This is a genomic window from Gemmatimonadaceae bacterium (assembly GCA_035606695.1).
Classification (GTDB): Bacteria; Gemmatimonadota; Gemmatimonadetes; order Gemmatimonadales; family Gemmatimonadaceae; genus JAQBQB01.
The window spans coordinates 1-16,338 of record DATNEW010000029.1; the positions used below are offsets into that span (position 1 = coordinate 1).

Sequence of the window (16,338 nt, forward strand, 5' to 3'; positions counted from 1 at the left end):
AGCGGCATCGGCGGTCGCCCCCGCTTCCCGGCGGTGGGATAGTACGGCGCGATCAACGCGCCAAGCGCGGCCCAGGGAATCACCGCATCCATCTCGGCCAGGAATCGCTCGCGCCGCGTGACGCGCTTCTTCGTGCTCCACGCTTCGCCGGCGAACGTCCGCTGCTCTCCCATGGGGCGCGCTCCGAAAAGAGAAAGGACTTCGACGCGGCAATACCGCATCGAAGCCCATTCCGCACAAGAGAAAACTCTATTAAATCAGACCTTCCCTAGGGCGTTAGGCAGCTATCACACTCCGTCGGATCAGCAGATGCCTTTCCTCGGTCATCTTTCGGATCTCCACGAAGTAGATCGCGGCAAACTAGCCGAACTACTCCGACCACTGGCACTTCGAAGTCGGTCAGAGTATGTGAAGCTTGCTCAGCTGAGTGAGGCAGTGTCGCGCCATGACAACGCCAATGGTACCGATTGGACGGAGCGTCACGGCGCCGAGCTGCACGTTTTGCTGACTGAGTACAAGTCGTTACGACAAGAGAGCCTGAACACGATCACGAATCGGGTCCAGGTAATGATCCTCGGGCTGGCGGCTATGGGCGCGCTTGCCGGCGGAGCCATGACGAGTGAGGGCATCTCTCGAAGGCCCGCGCTGGTGACAGCAGTGTTCTCAGGTGCGATTCCTGTTTTTGCTTGCTTCATTTTCCTCGCTTGGTTAAGCGAGGCCGTCAGATCGCATCGAGCGGGATACTTTCTCGCTTCGTGGCTCGAGCCGCGCATAAATGCGTTGGTGGGGAAGCTGACCCTCAGTTTTGAGGCGTCGCTCTGGACGGGCCTCCTGCCGCGAGATGAACTCGGCGGCCCCTCGATGATGGCCTTAGCTATTCTAGGATTTGTCGCGGCGAGCGCACCGCTGCTCGGGCTCGTGATATCGAATCGGCCATTCGGCTTTTGGGGCGGGTCGCCAATACCTCAGGTCTGGGGTCCTTGGATTGGCCTCGCCGTCGTCGCGGTGTACTCGTTGTCGCAAATGCATCGGCTGAAGAACAAGAGTCAGCTGGTCGCTGCGGTGTCCGGCGAAACGTCTTTGCCGGGAGACGCTGGCGAGACTGGTTCCAGCCGCAAGCTGCCTAACGAACGCTGAAGCTGACAAGGGAGCTATTGATCATGCGCACTTCGTGCGCATTCTTATGTGATTCCCTTGCAGCTTAGCTAGGGCGTTAGGCAGCATCCATCCCACGAGTGACGGTCAGGGCAATGCTCGTCTATCTTGATTCCGGCGACATCGCCAACCTCGAACGATTGGCAGCGCGCGACCCGAACGCGTTCGCCGGCTTCATTGAAGCATGGGTCGCGCGCTCGTGCACGCTCGCGCTCTCACTTCATCACGCGCAGGAAATCAGCCAGCTGGCGGACGATGCCAGTCGGGAATGTCGGCTTGCATTGCTTTCCCGTTTCCCAGACATCCGATACGAGTGGGGTGGCTCGTATCAGGTCGCCCGTCTTGAAGCCCTCGCGCAGTTGATCGCACGTCTCGAGGGCACTCAAGCGGATTACGTTCGTGACGTTGGTTCCAGACTCTTTCAGCAACAAGGGCTTGAGCCACTTGCGGAGACCGTTAGCGAGGAGGGTCCGCGGCTTCGAGCACTGCAGGCGGAACAGGTTGCGACGTCGGCGATTCGCGGAGATACGCGCGGTGTGAAGCTCCCCCACTCGTATCGAAAGCAAGCGCTAAACAAAGTGGACTTGTCACACATTGCGTCCATCTCTTCCCGCGCACTCGCGATGGACGGCCTCACAGCATTCACGCATGCGGCTGCGGCCCCGACCGTCGCAGCGATCAACGCTCACCTAGCAAGCGCTCCCAATGTGCGCGTCGCCTTCGAGCGAGCGTATGAATTGGAGGGCCTTGATGTCATTCGTTCGGTGGACGACGAGGATATTCATCGCGTCGCCACATTCTTCTCCGTAGCTCGAGAGGTGGCATCAGAGTGCGCTACGGAACTTGGCGCGGATGCCGCGATCGCGTTGCGCGCTCTCAATCCATACGAATGTCCGGGCGTGTGCGTGGAGATGGCGGTCAGCCGAGCGCAGGACCTCAGTGCCCAGGCGGCCGACGCAAGCGATGAGCCCGACCGCGCTCATATGAGCTACTTACCATACGTCGATGCAATGTTCGCGGATCGGCGAACTGTTGGCTTCCTGGAGCAATCCGCACGGTCGGGCAAGGCCGGGCCACTGCTCGCCACACAGTCACGACGTCTGGCGCGGAGTTCCGACCTGTCACGCTTCTTCGAAGTACTCGACGCGATCACGCGCAATGCTGCCTAACGAACATTGCGGCTGACAAAGGATCGCTATTGATTGTGCGCGCTCCGCGCGCACTCTTATTTGACTCGCTTGCAACTGAACTCAGGCGTTAGGCCGATGCACAAACTTTTATGCCAAATTCCGTGACGGATTCATCCGGCGAACCTCTTCCGAATGTCGCGGTTGAACGCATCTCTCTCGTCGCGGCGTATTTTGGCCTGTGCACTGTCGGCGCGGCCTTCGCGACAGTGTTAGCGATCATCGCGATTGCGTTCCCAAAACTGGGATGGCATGAACAGACCCAACCCCAATTGGGTAGGCCGGGCGTGGCCGTCACGCTGCTCGTTCTCCTCACGTTCGCACTCGGCAACACGTATCTCCAACTGCGCCGCCGCCGACGCATCGGTGCGCTGTTGGCTGGCGCCTGTCTGGGTGCTGCCGTCGTCAACTCACTTTGGGCGCACGAGTACAGTTGGTGGATTTTAGCGCAGACGCTCGGTGTCGTCCTTCTCATTCGTGCGTGGCGATACCTTGAGCCGGGGGCTTGAATCCGTCGCGCCGGCCTGACGAACGCTGAAGCTGCCGAGGAGGCTATTGATGATGCGCGCTGCGCGCATTCTCATATGATTTCCTCGCAGCTTACCTGGGGCGGCGTACGGCAACCACGCATCGCAACATGCCACTTTCCGAACTCGAGGTCGGCCCGCTGGTTTGGGTAGACGTGCGCGATGGAGTCGTCAGTCCGCTCGACCCGACGGTCCTCGCGCAATGCAAGTTCTGCGGATATTTCGTGCAAACGCACCTGCCGGACGCCTGCGAGTGCGGCCGAATTCGCTGTACCGTGGTCGGCGATCGAGCGCAGGTGGTGAGTTCAGCGGATGAACCCGAGTATTGGCGACCCCCGTCCGATGCGCATGGCGTATAACGAACGCCAGCTGACGAGTGCTGCATCTCGGCAGGATGGCGCCCGCCGGTATCGCGATTTAGTCTTTTGATATATCGCCTTGAAGACTCGCAGCTGAGCCAGACGGCAATCGATCCGTTTTGGCGCAATCCCAAGTCGAGCAAGAACTCCGGACAACCATCGCGATATTACCGTATGCTCTTGATCGCGGCGCGAGCGGTCGACGGCTGAGCGAGTCCGGGAAGAAAACTGAAGTCAGCCGTCGCCTTGTCCCGTCCACCAACCGCCAGCGTCGCAAAGTTGTGGCAGCTGATGCACGAGCCAGGGCCCCGGTGTCCCGTATCACTCAACGTGAAATTCTGGATGTACGTCTCGAGTGTGACGTTCGACAGCATTCCCGGCACAGCGTCCGTGGGCACGGGATTGGTCGTCTGCCGCGTAACGGCGGCACCCCACTGCGTGCCGATCAGGGCGTAATTCCTGAACGGCGTCTGGACGGAAGCCAACGCTTTTTGCCACTGCCTATTGATCTGCGCGGTGAGTGGATAAGGCGCCCAACAGCGCGATACCTGCGGTAGCGCGCTCGCCGGCGTCGTCGCGCCATTGGCATAGGGCTGCGCTGCACTCCACACGAACCGTTTGTCCGCCTTGTTCGACACCGGAATGATGTTCGTTCCCGCGACGTTCGCGCTCTTGTTGAAGTACGAATAACGAGTTGACGTACTCGGCGCCGCCGCCCCGCAGCTCGGCTGGTTCATCCAGTTCGCACGGGGCGAGCAGGCGCTCACCACGCTACACGGCGACTTGGCCAGCGGCGCGTTGTCCACGTGCTCGAACGTCGCCCAGATCCATTGCGGCTTCAGGTTCGCGTTGACGGCGTTGGGCGGGTTCCGCTGGATGATGTGCATGCCCACGAGGCCCAGTGTCACCGTCGCGCAGATCGGCTGGTTGGTGACGACGAGGTCTCCGGCCACGGCGAGGATCGCGCGCTCGGTGAAATAGCGCGTCGTGTCATCCCCGGCGTTCGCGTTCATGATGCGCCACGACGTCTTGACCTCGATCGAGCCATTGGCGCCGGTCGGCGTCGTCGCCGACGCGGTGAATTGCGCGCCCGCTGGATTGTATTTCACGAACGTGTCCTGCCCCGCGATCGTCGTGAGCGTTTGCGAACGCTTGCCATCCGGCGCCTGGAGATAATTCGCCTCGATGTCGTTCACTCGGCGCTCGTAGACCGTCCAGTTCCCATTGACGTCGATCAGCGGCAGGTCGGTGGACGCCTGGAAAAACTCTTCGTTGTTCGGCGCGGGCTTTCCCTTTCCGTTCGAGCCGATCGAGAAGACGGTGAGGTTTGACGGGTTGGCGCAGTTGGCGATCTTCGGCGAATTGCCGAACAGCGCGCTGATCCGCTTGAAGTTCTCCCACACCCGTGGCCCGGCCGCCGTGAGTCCCTTCGCCGGCGGCTGGGTCGTCGCGTTGGCGGCCCAGTTGAGCGCGACGAACATTTGCCACGCCATGTTGTCGAACGGGGTCTCCACGTCCGTCGCGGAACTCGTCGGCGCCTTGCCGAAGATTCCGCCGTAGTCGAGCGCCCTTTTGAGGGACGAATCCGTCCCGATGTAAGCGGGCACGATGGAGCACAATGTGTTCGACTCATTGGCGCAGAGGACCGCCACGGGAACGTACGGCGCCCGGACCGTGGTCCGATCACGTACGGCCGCCGTCACACCAAGCAGAAGAATCGCGGATACGGCAAGGAGTCTTTTCATGGTGCGCACCTTGTCAGGTCTTTGGGAGTGTCCGTCGCGAATCGCCCGGCGAAAGTACCGCCGGCAATTCTGCACGACAACCCTTCATTCGAGACGCTGAAGAACTTCCAGCTCGACATCCCGACGCAAGCACCGGCACCGAACGCAGAGAGCCAGACTGCGGCCTTGCGGAGCGTGACATCATAGTAGCCGGCGACCTGTCAGAACGTCGCGCGTACCGCTTCACTGGCTTCGCCACGCGCGACGATACGTCGCTGCGTGAACGACTCGCGATGCGCGATGCAGAAACCGCGCTCGGGCTATCGCCGTCCGCACATCGCTTCGTCTATGGTCCGCTCCGTGATGGGTGTGTGATCCGTGTGCTCAGCGTCGTCAATGATTTCGCGCGCGTGTCCGCTGCTCACCTCCGGTGGCTCACTGCCGGCGCCGCGCGTGATCCAGCTGCTCGACGAACGCGCGCGCATGACGCCGCTCCCCGCGCCATCGTCTGCGAAAATGGCGCGGAGTTCACGAGACAGGCGTTCGACCAGTGGGCGCACAACCGCGGCATCACGCTCCACTTCATTCGCCCAGGCAAGCCGAGCGAGAACTGTTACGTCGAAAGCTTCAATGGCCGACTCAGCGATGAATGCCTCAACGAGAGCTCGTTCGTGAACCTGGCCGATGCGCAACGCACCATCGAAGCGTGGCGCATCGAGTACAACGAAGCTCGGCCGCACAGCGGCCTCGCCCTTCGAACCCCGGCGGAGTTTGCGGAGACTACCTGTTGCTCACACCTTCTACCCAGTCCGATCGACAGGAATAGCTGGATCAAGAATAGGGGTCACGTCAATTAGACTTCCTTGCAGCTCTAGCTTCGGTGTTAGCTGCGTTAGCTTGCAATAAATCTCGCTTCCTGCCTTGCAAAAATACGATCCTGATTTTCGGTGGCTCCGGTCGCCTATCGCTGCGATCAGAATGCATGCAAACTCTTCGGAGAGGCAGATACAGGAACGCAACCAAATTCTGGTCGAGGTGCAATGGGTACGGCAACGGACGACGGCTCGAACGGATATGAAGCGGTCGCGAACATGTACATTGCCGGACGCGGTACCCGGTCTCCCGCCGGCGACTCGATCGGTGCCGCGGTCGTCAAGGCCTGGGCAGACGCCTTTCCCCGCGGCGCGACGGTGCTCGACCTCGGCTCGGGTCCCGGTGAACCGAGCACCCGGATCCTGCAAGAGGCGGGTCTCACGACGTACGCGGTCGAGGCGTCACCGACGATGGTCGCAGCGTTCCGCGAGCGGTTCCCGGATGTGCCGATTGAGCGAAATACCGTCGAGGCATCAGAGTTCTTTAACCGAACCTTTAGCGGCGTGCTTGCCTGGGGCCTGTTGTTCTTACTCGACCCCGCCGCGCAAGCGCTCGTCATCAAAAAGGTCGCGCGCGCCCTCGAGCCACAAGGACGCTTTCTCTTCACGGCACACCGCGAGCCTTTGGAATGGTTGGACGCCATGACCGGACGCCGGTCGCAATCTCTCGGCGAGCACACGTATGAGCGATTGCTGCGTGACGCTGGCCTGACGTGGGTCGCCGACGCCAAGGATGAGGGCGAGAACCATTATTACTTTGTCGAGAAGGCGTAGTCCGGATCGTCACTCTGGGGGTCCTTTCGCGAGATGAGTGACACACCTCTCTTACGCCACTATTGGTTCCCAGCGAGTCACGGCCTCGGCATCGGCGTCACGGCGCCCGACGCGGGCACGGCGTGGTTCGCCGCCAAAGCCGCGTTGCATCGGCTGCCGCCCGGGACGACGCTGACGGGCCAATACGTCGAAGACGTTGATCCACAATCGCTCGACGTCGGTGACATCGCCGCGCCGATCACTGTGCCCGGCGTCTGGTTTCCGGCCGGCGAAGCGCGGCCCGTCCAGATACGCGTCGCACCAACGCCCGACGAAGCGCGGTCCGGCTTTGTTTTCGTCGCCGACGATGGGTCGGCACGCGAACTCACCGCCGCCGAGGCGGACTTTCTCGCGACTGCATTTGACGCGGGTGACGGTGCGCGCCCGTACGTAAAGCGCCACTATGATTCTCGAACGCCCGATGGCCGGCTCCTCGGATTTCTGCCTCGAGCCGAACTGCCCGAAGGACTCAGCGTTCGGACGCGCGATTCATAGCGAGCGATGCCGAGCCATCGTGTCCCCACGCTCGGATTAGACTTCCTTGCTCAACTACAACCCTAGATGACACCCACGCATCCCTTGCTGGTCAACGATCTCTCATGACCGAGTCACGTACCCTCGATGAGCTTCTCGCTCATTTGGAAACGATGCTTCACACGAGCACCTATGACGACCCGACCGGCAACGGTCTCCTCGTCCGCGGTCGCTCGTCCGTCCGGTGCATCGGCGCCGCGCTCAATACGTCGTTCGCGACCATCGACGCCGCGATTGAACGCGGTGTTGATTGCCTCTTCGTACATCACGCGCCCTGGGCGTCCATCGATCTCGACCTCCATGCTCCCAAGCTCGAGCGCCTGAGGAGGGAAGGCATCTCGCTCTATGCAGCGCACGAGGCGCTCGATCGTGTCCCCACTGACAGTGTCAGCGCCGTTCTCTCTCGGCTCATCGGTCTCACCGTCGAACGCGAGGGCGGCGATGATCTCGTGGTCGCTCTCGCGCCGCCCATGACGTTCGACGCATGGACGGCGCTCGTCGCCGAGCGTTTGGCAACACCAGTGCGTGCGTGGCCCAACGCGTCCGACTTCCGGCGCGTTGCCGTCGTCCCCGGCGGTGGCGGCAGCACAGAATACCTCGCCAAAGCCGTCGCTCTGGGTTGTGACACCTTTTTCACCGGCGAAGGCTCGCTCTACACCGAACTCTTTGCCCGCGAGCAGGGGCTGTCCCTCGTTCTCGCGTCGCACGATGCGACGGAGTTTCCGGGCGTGTGCCACTTTGTGGAATCGGTCGCGGCTGCGCTCGGGCTCGATTGGCATCGGATCCAAGAAGCCGCGTTCATCACCGGTGGCGGCCGCGCACCGATCGAACATGGTCGCGGCACGTCGTTTAACGAACGCTGAAGCGAGGGCGACAGGTGCGCCCGCACAATCGATGAAGCAGCAAACTCTTGTTCGATTCGTCGTTGTCACGGTGCGCTGCATGTCACTGCGATGCTGTCAGCAGAGTATGTAGGGCCCAGTCGAGCATATTTCGGTCATGCCACCCGTCATCCCCAATCCCGCCAAGATCAAGAGCTTCAAGTCCGCCGCCGCGTTCGAGAAATGGATGGCGACCCACCACGCCAGTGAATCGGAGATCTGGCTCAAGATTCACAAGAAAAGCTCGGGATTGCCGACCGTCGACTACGCCCAGGCCCTCGACGTCGCGCTCTGCTGGGGTTGGATCGACGGCATCAAGAAGTCGTTCGACGAGCAATCATTCCTGCAGCGCTTTACACCGCGGACCGCGAAGAGCATCTGGAGTCAGGTCAACCGCGGGCACGTCGCTCGCCTCATCGGCGCCGGACGCATGACGCCCCACGGTCAGCAGCAGATCGACGCCGCCAAAGCGGATGGCCGATGGGACTCGGCCTACGCGCCCATCCGCGAGATCTCCAGGGAGACCATACCGGGCGATCTCCGCGCCGCCATCGAAGCCAACGTGCGCGCGCTAAAGACGTTCTCGACGCTCAGTAAGCAGAACCTGTTCGCGCTCGCGTTTCGCACGAACAGCATGAAGACGCCCGCGGGCCGGGCGAAGAAGATTGCGACACTCGTGGCGATGCTCGCTCGCGGTGAGACGATCGTTCCGCAGAAAAATGCGACGAAAGCCGCGGCGACCGTTGGGAGATCGCGACGGTCGGCAGAGTGATCGACTGGCCGCGCAGTACGACGCGTCGCTCCATAGAGTAGAGCCGTCGCTCCAGACTGCACACGACGCAGCGTGGCGCGCACCGAGATAACCGCAACGCACAAAACGTCTTCGCATTGACTTCGCTGCGGGCACGGCCGTTGCCCTCCCGCGGCCCATCATCGTGAGCAAAGCATCATAAGTAAACAATTGCTCAGTGATGCACCGGCCGCTTTCCACCACAACCGTGATTGGCAATCGCGTCCCCACGGCGTGAGCCGATTCAGGAGAAAGATCATGCGGGCAACGATGCGGGAGCAGATGCAGCGGTACTCGTCCGACCCCGCGTTCGCGACCACGGCGAACGCGTATTACTCGGCGGTGCTCAGCCGATCGGCGGTGGACGGCGCGTTCCGGCAGAAGCTGTTGACCGAGCCGCGTGCGGCGCTTGCGGAGTTCAACGGCTGCGATGTCTCCAAGATGCCTGAGTCTCTGAACATCGTGTTCATCGAGAACAACGTGGATGCAACGATCGTGTTGCCCGATCTCGTCTCGGAGAGTTCAACGCTCTCGGAGGCGCAGTTGGAGACCGTCTCTGGCGGCACTGACACCAGTGTGGGAGTCACCACCGCCGCCGTTGCCGCAGTCATGCTGTATGACGCCGCGGCGGATTGGATCAGGGCACACACCACCGACCCGTACGGCTTCTAGGCGCAATTCAGCTCCACTCATTTCAGGGGACGAACACATGCAACTCGACCAGCCGGGCGCGGTCCGCGATGCGCAGACCGACAAAGTGGCACGGAGTCACGAGCTCGTACACGCCGTCCTCGTGCGCTCCACGACCGATGCGGCGTTTCGCGCAGAGCTCCTGGCCAATCCGCGCGCCGCCATCGCGAGTCACGCCGGCAAGCCGGCCTCGGCGCTATCAGAATCCTTTAACGTGAGATTCATCGAGAACAGCTCCGACGCGACGATCGTGCTTCCCGATTTTCAGGGCGGCGATGCCGCGCTGTCGGACCAACAGCTCGAGACCGTGGCTGGCGGCGTAGGCGACCTGCAGGATGCCATCGCGCAAGCGGTCGCTCCGGTCCTCGCTCCGGTCGCGGCGTGGGTGGTCGGTCTGTTCGACTGAGGGCCCTGGCGACGGGAGCCCGCGCCGCCCGCGTCCCTTGGTATTCGACTACCTTGCTGCTCGTGGGACATTGAGTCACACAAATGTCGAGGGGTATGCCTTCATGGAAATGGCGTATCGAGAGCGCTGGACGGCCGAGATCGCGGCGATGCGGCGCGTGCTCGCGGGGCTTGGCATGAAAGAGGAGTGCAAGTGGGGGAAGCCCACCTACACCGTGGACGGAAAGAACATCGTCATCATGCAGGGCTTCAAGGAGTACTTCGCGCTCGGCTTCTTTCAGGGCGCTCTGTTGAAAGATCCCCAGAACGTGCTGGTGCAGCTCGGTCAGGTTCAGGCCGGTCGTGTGATGAAGTTCACCAGCGCGAAGGACATCGCGACGAAAGCGTCGACGATCAAGGCATACGTGCGCGAGGCCATCGCGATCGAGAAGGCCGGCGTGCGCGTGAAGCCGAAGAAAACGTCGGATTTTCCAGTCCCCGAAGAACTGAGCGAGCGCTTCCGAAGAGACCCGCGTTTCAAACGCGCCTTCGAGGCGCTGACGCCCGGACGCCAACGGAGCTACCTCTACCACTTCGCGGCGGCGAAGCAGTCGGCGACTCGCGCCGCGCGAATCGAAAAGGCGATGCCCGCGGTATACGAGGGCAGGGGATTTCTGGAGAGACCCTAGGAGATGTGGATCGCGATGCGCAACCAGGAGGGTTCGCTTCGTTGTGTGAGTTCTGCTGATCACGCGTGTTCGACGCGACCGCCCAGCGAATGCGCGAGGAAGGTTTCCGCGAGCGCGGTTAATCGTTCGAGATTGTCGGGGTCAGCGAATCCGTGTCCTTCGTTTTCGAATAGCAGGTATTCGACGGCGACGTCGCTCTCGCGCAGCGCCTCGACGATCTGATCGCTCTCGGCCCGCTTCACGCGAGGATCGTTCGCACCCTGCGCAATCAGCAGTGGCGCGCGAATGAATGACGCTCTGTGCAACGGCGATTGTGATCGCAGGAACTCCGGAGCTTCGCCCACGCGCTCCGTGAACAACTTTCGCATCGCGCTCCAGTAGGGTGGAAGCGTCGCCATGAACGTCTCCAGGTTCGATGGGCCGACGATGTCCACGCCGCAGGCGAACGCGTCCGGTGTCCACGCGAGTGCGGTAAGGACGGCGTAGCCGCCGAAGCTGCCGCCGAAGATCGCGATCCGTTTTGGATCAGCGACCCCCTGCGCGATTGCCCAGTCGCGCGCATCGAGGAGATCCGTTCGCATCGCGCCGGCCCACTCGCGGTTGCCGGCATTGAGAAACGCTTTGCCGTAACCCGTCGATCCGCGAAAGTTGACTTGAAGCACCGCGTAGCCGCGGTTCGCCAACCATTGCACGATGGGTTCGTACCCCCAGCGATCGCGATACCATGGCCCGCCGTGTACGTAAACGACCATCGGCAGATCGTGCGGTTCCGTGCCATTCGGCAGCGTCAGGTAGCCGTGAATGACCAGACCGTCGCGCGCCTCGTACGCAATCGGGCGCATCGGTGCCAGCGCCTCGGCGCGCAGGTCGGGCCGGCTGTGGAACAACAGCGTCGACTTACCGGTTGTCTTATCGTAGCAGTGAAAAGAATCGGGGCTGACGTCGCTCTGATACCGGATAATGAGTGTGTTGCCATCGGCGCTCGCGCCGTCGATCAGGAAGTCACCGGGATCTGCCGCGCGCAGATCGTCGAGGTGACGCGCGAAGGCGGGATCGAGCGCCGTCCAGACAAGGCGTTCCTCGAGCACCGCGACGGCGACGACGTTGTGGCTGGATGGATCGACGAAGACTCGTTCGACGTCGTATATGGGATGTTCAAAGACGACGACGCGGCGGCCGGTGCAGACGTCATACCGCACGAGACGACTGGCGTTCGCCTCCTTCGCCGTGATGGCGTATAAGGATCGTCCGTCCGGGGAGAACGCAGCGATGCGCGGCTGGCCGTCGGCAAAGGGCACCTCATCCAGCGTGCGCCACGGCGCATCTGCGTCGTCGCGCACGCGGATGACGTAGGATCCGTCCGGCAGTTGCGCGACGGCCGCGCGAACCACGAGTCGCGTGTCGGCGAGCCACGTGACGACGTCGCCCGGATTGATCGTGTCGAGCACGGACTCGCCGTCGGTGACGTTCACGCGATGCACGTCGAGGAGGCGTGGATCGCGGCGGTTGAGCGTGACGAGCAGCTCTCCCGGGGTACACGGATCGATCGCGAGTGGCATGGCGCGAACGCCGTCACCCGGCGTGAGATCGCGGAAGCCAACCCCGTCGACCTCGACCTGAAAGAGATGGTAGTTCTCGTTGCCGCCGTCGTCCTGGAGATAGAGCACGTGCCGGCCGTCGCCCTGCCAGCGCGCCCAGGAAACGGGACGCGTGCGATCATGGGCGACGACGCGATCGTTCGCGGGGCGCTGCCCGAGATCGCGCACCCACACGCACTGCGTGCCCAAGTGCGGCGCGAGATACACAAGGCGGGTGGCGTCGGGCGCGATGCGCGGGGCGTCGACGGCAGGATGGCCGAAGAGGGCGCGGCGCGGAATGAGCGGGAATGTCGCGGTCGAGGGAGACATAATGTAAATGTAAATTCACATTCACATTTGTCAACCACCAGCTAGCTTACGCCCATGACCGACGACGCCCAACACGCCGCGCCGCCCGCCGCGCACCAACACCGGAGCCGCGCGACCGAGTCCCGCCTGCTCAAGGCGGCGATCGCGATGCTGGCCGAGCATGGCTTGGACGGCGCGACCGTCCCCCGAATTGCCGCGGCCGCGGAGGTCGCGCCGGCAAGCATCTATCGGCGGTTCCACGATCGCGACACGCTCATTCGTGCCGCGTTGCTGGACGCGCTCGAACGCAGCGTCGAGGGCAGTCGAAACTCGATGCGGATCGAGTCGTTCAAGAAACTCACGCTGGAGGAGGTCGCGTCGCGACTGGCCGCCGTGACGATCCAGCAATACCGCTCGCAGCCGCGGCTGATGCGAGCCCTTACCCGCTTCGTCGAGACCGACTCCGACGCGACGTTTCGCTCACGCGCGCTCTCACTGGTGGCCGTGAGCTACGAGCGACTCATCGAGGCGCTGCTTCCCTTCAAGAACGAGATCGCCCACTCGAACCCCCGCCGCGCGATCACCTTCGCCCTGCTCACGATGGCCACCGTCGTCGAAGTCCACGCGCTCGACGACGTGTCGATGTGGCACAAGCTGACATCCCTTACCGACCGGCAGCTGCAGGGCGAAGTGGCGCGAACATTCGTAGCGTATTTGCGAAACCCCGCACCGGCGTCGTCACCGCGCGCTCGCCGGTCGTGACGCGGCCTGCACCGGTCCGCGCAAGGCCTCACCCTTCCCGCAACGCCACCACCGGGTCGATCCGCGACGCCCTGCGCGCCGGCACATAGCCGCTCACGATCGCCACCGCGAACAACACACACACCATCGCGACGTACGTGACGGGATCCGCCGGCGTCACGCCAAACAAGAAGCCGCTCAACGTTTGCCCGGCAATCCACGCGCCGGCCGTGCCGATCACGACGCCCACGACCGCCAGGCGCAGCGTCTCGCGAATGATGCGCGCCTGCACCACCCCCGGCGTCGCGCCCAGCGCCATGCGCACGCCGATCTCCTGCGTGCGATGCGTGACGGTGTACGAGATCACACCATAGATCCCGAGCAACGCCAGACACAATGCAAAAACTGTAAAGCCGCCAAGCAGCGCGGTGAAGAACTTCCGAGGCGAGACCGACCGGTTCACCGCCGCGTCGAGCGTGTGAATCTCGTTCGTCGCCAGGTGTGGATCGATCGACGCGAGCTGCCGGCGAAGAGCACCTGCCAATGACGCCGGCTCGAGACTCGTGCGCACGATGAGCGTCACGGTCGACTGACTGAATTCCTGCCGCGTCGGGAGATACGCCTGCACGCCAGCGCTCTGCTCGACGGACAGATTGCGCACGTCGGCGACGATGCCCACCACACGCCGATCGAAGTTGCCTCCCAGGCGCACCAGCTTGTTCAGCGCGCTCTGACCGGGCCACAACGTCTTCGCGCCGGTCTCATTCAGCAGGACCACCGGCTCGGTCGCCGTGACGTCATGGGGCGAGATGTCGCGGCCCGCGACGAGCTTCATGCCCATCGCGTCGAGATACCCGTCGCTTGCCACGCGAATGAATGCGCTCGTCCAATGTCCCTTTCGATACTCCTGACCGCCGGGCGTGATGCCCCAACTCCGATTGCTGCCGAGCGGAATGCCATCGGCAATGGCCGCGGCGCTCACACCGGGAATGCTCCGCGTGCTCGCCAGCACGTTGTCGATGTAGCTCACGAGCTCGTCCTTCGTCTTGAAGTTCTGGTCCGGATCCACCCGAACCGCCGCGACACGCTGCGGCCGGAACCCAAGATCGACGTCGAGCACCTTGAGAAAACTGTGAACGAGCAGCCCTGATCCCACGAGCAGCACGCACGCAAGCGCGATCTCCGACACCACGAGACCGCGGCGCATCCACTGGCTGCGGCGGCTATCCGTTGCCGCGCGGCCCGACGCCTTGAGCGTATCGTGTACGCCGGCCTCCGACATCTGAAGCGCCGGCACCATACCGAACGCCAGTCCCGCGCCGGCGGCCAACAACACCGTGAACGCGAGCGCGCGCGCATCGAGCGTGACGTCCGCAAGGCGCGGCAAGCTCACGGCATCCATGTGCGCGATGGCGTTGGTGCCGATCGCGGCCAACGCGAGACCGACGACCGCGCCGCACGCCGAGAGTACGAGGCTCTCCGTGAGCATCTGGCGAATGAGACGCCCGCGACCGGCGCCGAGTGCGGCACGAATTGCCATTTCCTTCTGTCGAGTCGTCGCGCGAGCGAGGAGCAGATTCGACAAGTTCGCGCACACGATCAGCATCACGACGCCCACGGCGAACGCGAGCACCACGAGGCCGAATCGCGCCCGTCCGCTCACGTGCTCCGCGAGCGGCGACACGACTCCATCGAACTTGTTGGCATTCGGATTCTCGGCAGTGACGCGCGGCGACAGGACGCGAAGCTCGGCCGCCGCCGATTGCACCGTCGCGCCAGGCGCGAGCCGGCCAACCACGGCGAACGTGTTGCCCCAGCGGTTGGTCGCGGGCGACAGCGGAATCGGCGTGTACAGATCGATCCGCGCGCCCGGCGCGAACACCGAACCGAAGTCAAATGAGGCAGGCAACACGCCGACGACCGTCGTCGGGTCGCCGTTCAACGTGATCCGCTTGCCGATGATCGCGCGATCGGACGCAAAGCGCCGCTCCCAGAGCGCATGACTGATCATGACGGGGCTCGGACCGTTCCAAACACTCTCCTCGGGCGTGAAGTTGCGGCCGAGCACGGGATGCACGCCGAGCAGCGGAAAGAAGTTCTGCGTGACGGGAACGGCGCTGAGGCGAATCGATTCCGAACCTTCGCTCAACGTGATGTCGCCGTCACCGTAGAACGCCGCGTAGGCCGCGACGTCGGTGAACGATCCATTCTCCCGCTTGAACGAGAGGAGTGGATTGACCTGGAACGTCTGCGCCGAGAGTCCGGGCTCCGTGCCGTTCTGAATCCACACGAGTCGATTGGGATTCGCGAACGGCAGGGGCCGCAGCAACAGGCCGTTCGCGACGCTGAACACCGTGGCGCTCGCGCCAATGCCGAGCGCGACGATCGCGATCGAAAACGCGGCAAAGGCCTTGTCGCGGCGCAGCGCGCGAACGGCGTATCGCAGATCCTGCCGCATGCCATCGAGCGTTTCACGAACTCTCATGCTGCGCTCCCGTGCGGCGGCTGAGGTGTGTAGCGAAGCGCTGGCTTCATCGACCGACGCTCCGAGCCGACGAACCGCCTCGGCACGCGCCTCGCTCGGGGACATTCCTTGCGCGACGAGATCATCCACGCGCTCCGCGAGGAACGCGTGTAGCTCCTCGTCGACGTCGGCGGCCGCGGCGGCGTCGCTGCGCAGCGGCAGGCGGAAGAGGCGTCGCATCGGATCAGATCCTCGCCGAACGAGCGGTGAGTACACTCATGAGCGCGTCGAACTGATCGATCAGCGCCGCCGACTCCGCGCGCAGCGCGGCCCGGCCGGCCTGGGTGAGCTTGTAGTAGCGAGCGCGCCGTTCGTTGGCGGTGACGCCCCACTCCGCCGACAGAAGTCCGCGCGCCTCGAGCCGGTGCAGGGCCTGGAGCAATCCCGCATCGGTGATGTCCAACCGTCCACTCGAGCGCGCCTCGAGCCATTTGGTGATCTCGAACCCGTGCATCGGTCCCCAGGACAGGGTTTTGAGGACCAGGACGTCGAGCGTTCCCTTGAGCAGTGCCATGCGTTCCCCCAAGTGTCTTTCCCTAAGACACTTGCTCCGCAAAAAGGGTTGGAACAGCCGCGAGACGG

The 16,338-nt window shown here is 63.2% G+C and carries 18 protein-coding genes; 12 read left to right on the forward strand and 6 right to left on the reverse strand.

Going from position 1 to position 16,338, the window contains the following annotated elements; translation table 11 throughout:
* Positions 1 to 173 (reverse strand): IS5/IS1182 family transposase (locus tag VN706_15250; protein ID HXT16996.1); only part of this gene is annotated, 173 nt, incomplete at its 3' end.
* 136 nt (positions 174 to 309) lie between these two features.
* Here VN706_15250 and VN706_15255 point away from each other — a divergent pair.
* The 4 genes from VN706_15255 to VN706_15270 all read left to right on the forward strand — a co-directional run bounded on the left by VN706_15255 (position 310) and on the right by VN706_15270 (position 3,228).
* On the forward strand, positions 310 to 1,137 hold the full coding sequence (locus VN706_15255) for a hypothetical protein (GenBank protein HXT16997.1): 828 nt from the start codon (positions 310 to 312) through the stop codon (positions 1,135 to 1,137).
* A gap of 113 nt (positions 1,138 to 1,250) precedes the next feature.
* The gene (locus VN706_15260; protein HXT16998.1) at positions 1,251 to 2,324 is read left to right on the forward strand and encodes a hypothetical protein; all 1,074 of its coding nucleotides are present in this window, start codon (positions 1,251 to 1,253) and stop codon (positions 2,322 to 2,324) included.
* Positions 2,325 to 2,434: 110 nt separating this feature from the next.
* Entirely contained in the window at positions 2,435 to 2,851 is a 417-nt protein-coding gene (locus tag VN706_15265; GenBank protein ID HXT16999.1) for a hypothetical protein, read from the forward strand.
* Positions 2,852 to 2,979: 128 nt separating this feature from the next.
* Positions 2,980 to 3,228, forward strand: a complete 249-nt coding sequence (locus VN706_15270; protein ID HXT17000.1) for a hypothetical protein — start codon at positions 2,980 to 2,982, stop codon at positions 3,226 to 3,228.
* 167 nt (positions 3,229 to 3,395) lie between these two features.
* Here VN706_15270 and VN706_15275 read toward each other — a convergent pair whose 3' ends face one another.
* Both VN706_15275 and VN706_15280 read right to left on the reverse strand, forming a co-directional pair.
* Complete coding sequence (locus VN706_15275; protein HXT17001.1) at positions 3,396 to 4,973, reverse strand: hypothetical protein; 1,578 nt, start codon at positions 4,971 to 4,973, stop codon at positions 3,396 to 3,398.
* Between the two features lie 299 nt (positions 4,974 to 5,272).
* Positions 5,273 to 5,692, reverse strand: coding sequence for a hypothetical protein (locus VN706_15280; GenBank protein ID HXT17002.1), 420 nt, complete (start codon positions 5,690 to 5,692; stop codon positions 5,273 to 5,275).
* Positions 5,693 to 6,043: 351 nt separating this feature from the next.
* Between VN706_15280 and VN706_15285 the strand changes: the two genes are divergently transcribed.
* The 7 genes from VN706_15285 to VN706_15315 all read left to right on the forward strand — a co-directional run bounded on the left by VN706_15285 (position 6,044) and on the right by VN706_15315 (position 10,605).
* Positions 6,044 to 6,598, forward strand: coding sequence for a class I SAM-dependent methyltransferase (locus VN706_15285; GenBank protein ID HXT17003.1), 555 nt, complete (start codon positions 6,044 to 6,046; stop codon positions 6,596 to 6,598).
* A gap of 33 nt (positions 6,599 to 6,631) precedes the next feature.
* Positions 6,632 to 7,132 (forward strand): hypothetical protein, encoded by a 501-nt coding sequence (locus VN706_15290; protein HXT17004.1) that lies wholly within the window; start codon positions 6,632 to 6,634, stop codon positions 7,130 to 7,132.
* A 152-nt stretch (positions 7,133 to 7,284) separates the two neighbouring features.
* A complete protein-coding gene (locus tag VN706_15295) occupies positions 7,285 to 8,034 on the forward strand; it encodes a Nif3-like dinuclear metal center hexameric protein (protein ID HXT17005.1) in 750 nt (249 codons plus the stop codon).
* 136 nt (positions 8,035 to 8,170) lie between these two features.
* On the forward strand, positions 8,171 to 8,824 hold the full coding sequence (locus VN706_15300) for a YdeI/OmpD-associated family protein (protein HXT17006.1): 654 nt from the start codon (positions 8,171 to 8,173) through the stop codon (positions 8,822 to 8,824).
* Positions 8,825 to 9,100: 276 nt separating this feature from the next.
* Positions 9,101 to 9,514 carry a hypothetical protein gene (locus tag VN706_15305; protein HXT17007.1) on the forward strand — a complete coding sequence of 138 codons (414 nt, stop codon included), beginning with the start codon at positions 9,101 to 9,103 and terminating at the stop codon, positions 9,512 to 9,514.
* Between the two features lie 37 nt (positions 9,515 to 9,551).
* Positions 9,552 to 9,938 carry a hypothetical protein gene (locus VN706_15310; GenBank protein ID HXT17008.1) on the forward strand — a complete coding sequence of 129 codons (387 nt, stop codon included), beginning with the start codon at positions 9,552 to 9,554 and terminating at the stop codon, positions 9,936 to 9,938.
* A gap of 70 nt (positions 9,939 to 10,008) precedes the next feature.
* A complete protein-coding gene (locus tag VN706_15315) occupies positions 10,009 to 10,605 on the forward strand; it encodes a YdeI/OmpD-associated family protein (protein HXT17009.1) in 597 nt (198 codons plus the stop codon).
* A gap of 59 nt (positions 10,606 to 10,664) precedes the next feature.
* Here VN706_15315 and VN706_15320 read toward each other — a convergent pair whose 3' ends face one another.
* Positions 10,665 to 12,512, reverse strand: coding sequence for a S9 family peptidase (locus tag VN706_15320; GenBank protein HXT17010.1), 1,848 nt, complete (start codon positions 12,510 to 12,512; stop codon positions 10,665 to 10,667).
* Positions 12,513 to 12,566: 54 nt separating this feature from the next.
* Here VN706_15320 and VN706_15325 point away from each other — a divergent pair, with 54 nt between their 5' ends.
* On the forward strand, positions 12,567 to 13,253 hold the full coding sequence (locus VN706_15325) for a TetR family transcriptional regulator (protein ID HXT17011.1): 687 nt from the start codon (positions 12,567 to 12,569) through the stop codon (positions 13,251 to 13,253).
* Between the two features lie 28 nt (positions 13,254 to 13,281).
* Here VN706_15325 and VN706_15330 read toward each other — a convergent pair whose 3' ends face one another.
* The gene (locus VN706_15330) at positions 13,282 to 15,936 is read right to left on the reverse strand and encodes an ABC transporter permease (GenBank protein ID HXT17012.1); all 2,655 of its coding nucleotides are present in this window, start codon (positions 15,934 to 15,936) and stop codon (positions 13,282 to 13,284) included.
* Positions 15,937 to 15,940: 4 nt separating this feature from the next.
* Positions 15,941 to 16,270, reverse strand: a complete 330-nt coding sequence (locus VN706_15335) for a PadR family transcriptional regulator (GenBank protein ID HXT17013.1) — start codon at positions 16,268 to 16,270, stop codon at positions 15,941 to 15,943.
* Positions 16,271 to 16,338 lie beyond the last annotated feature (68 nt).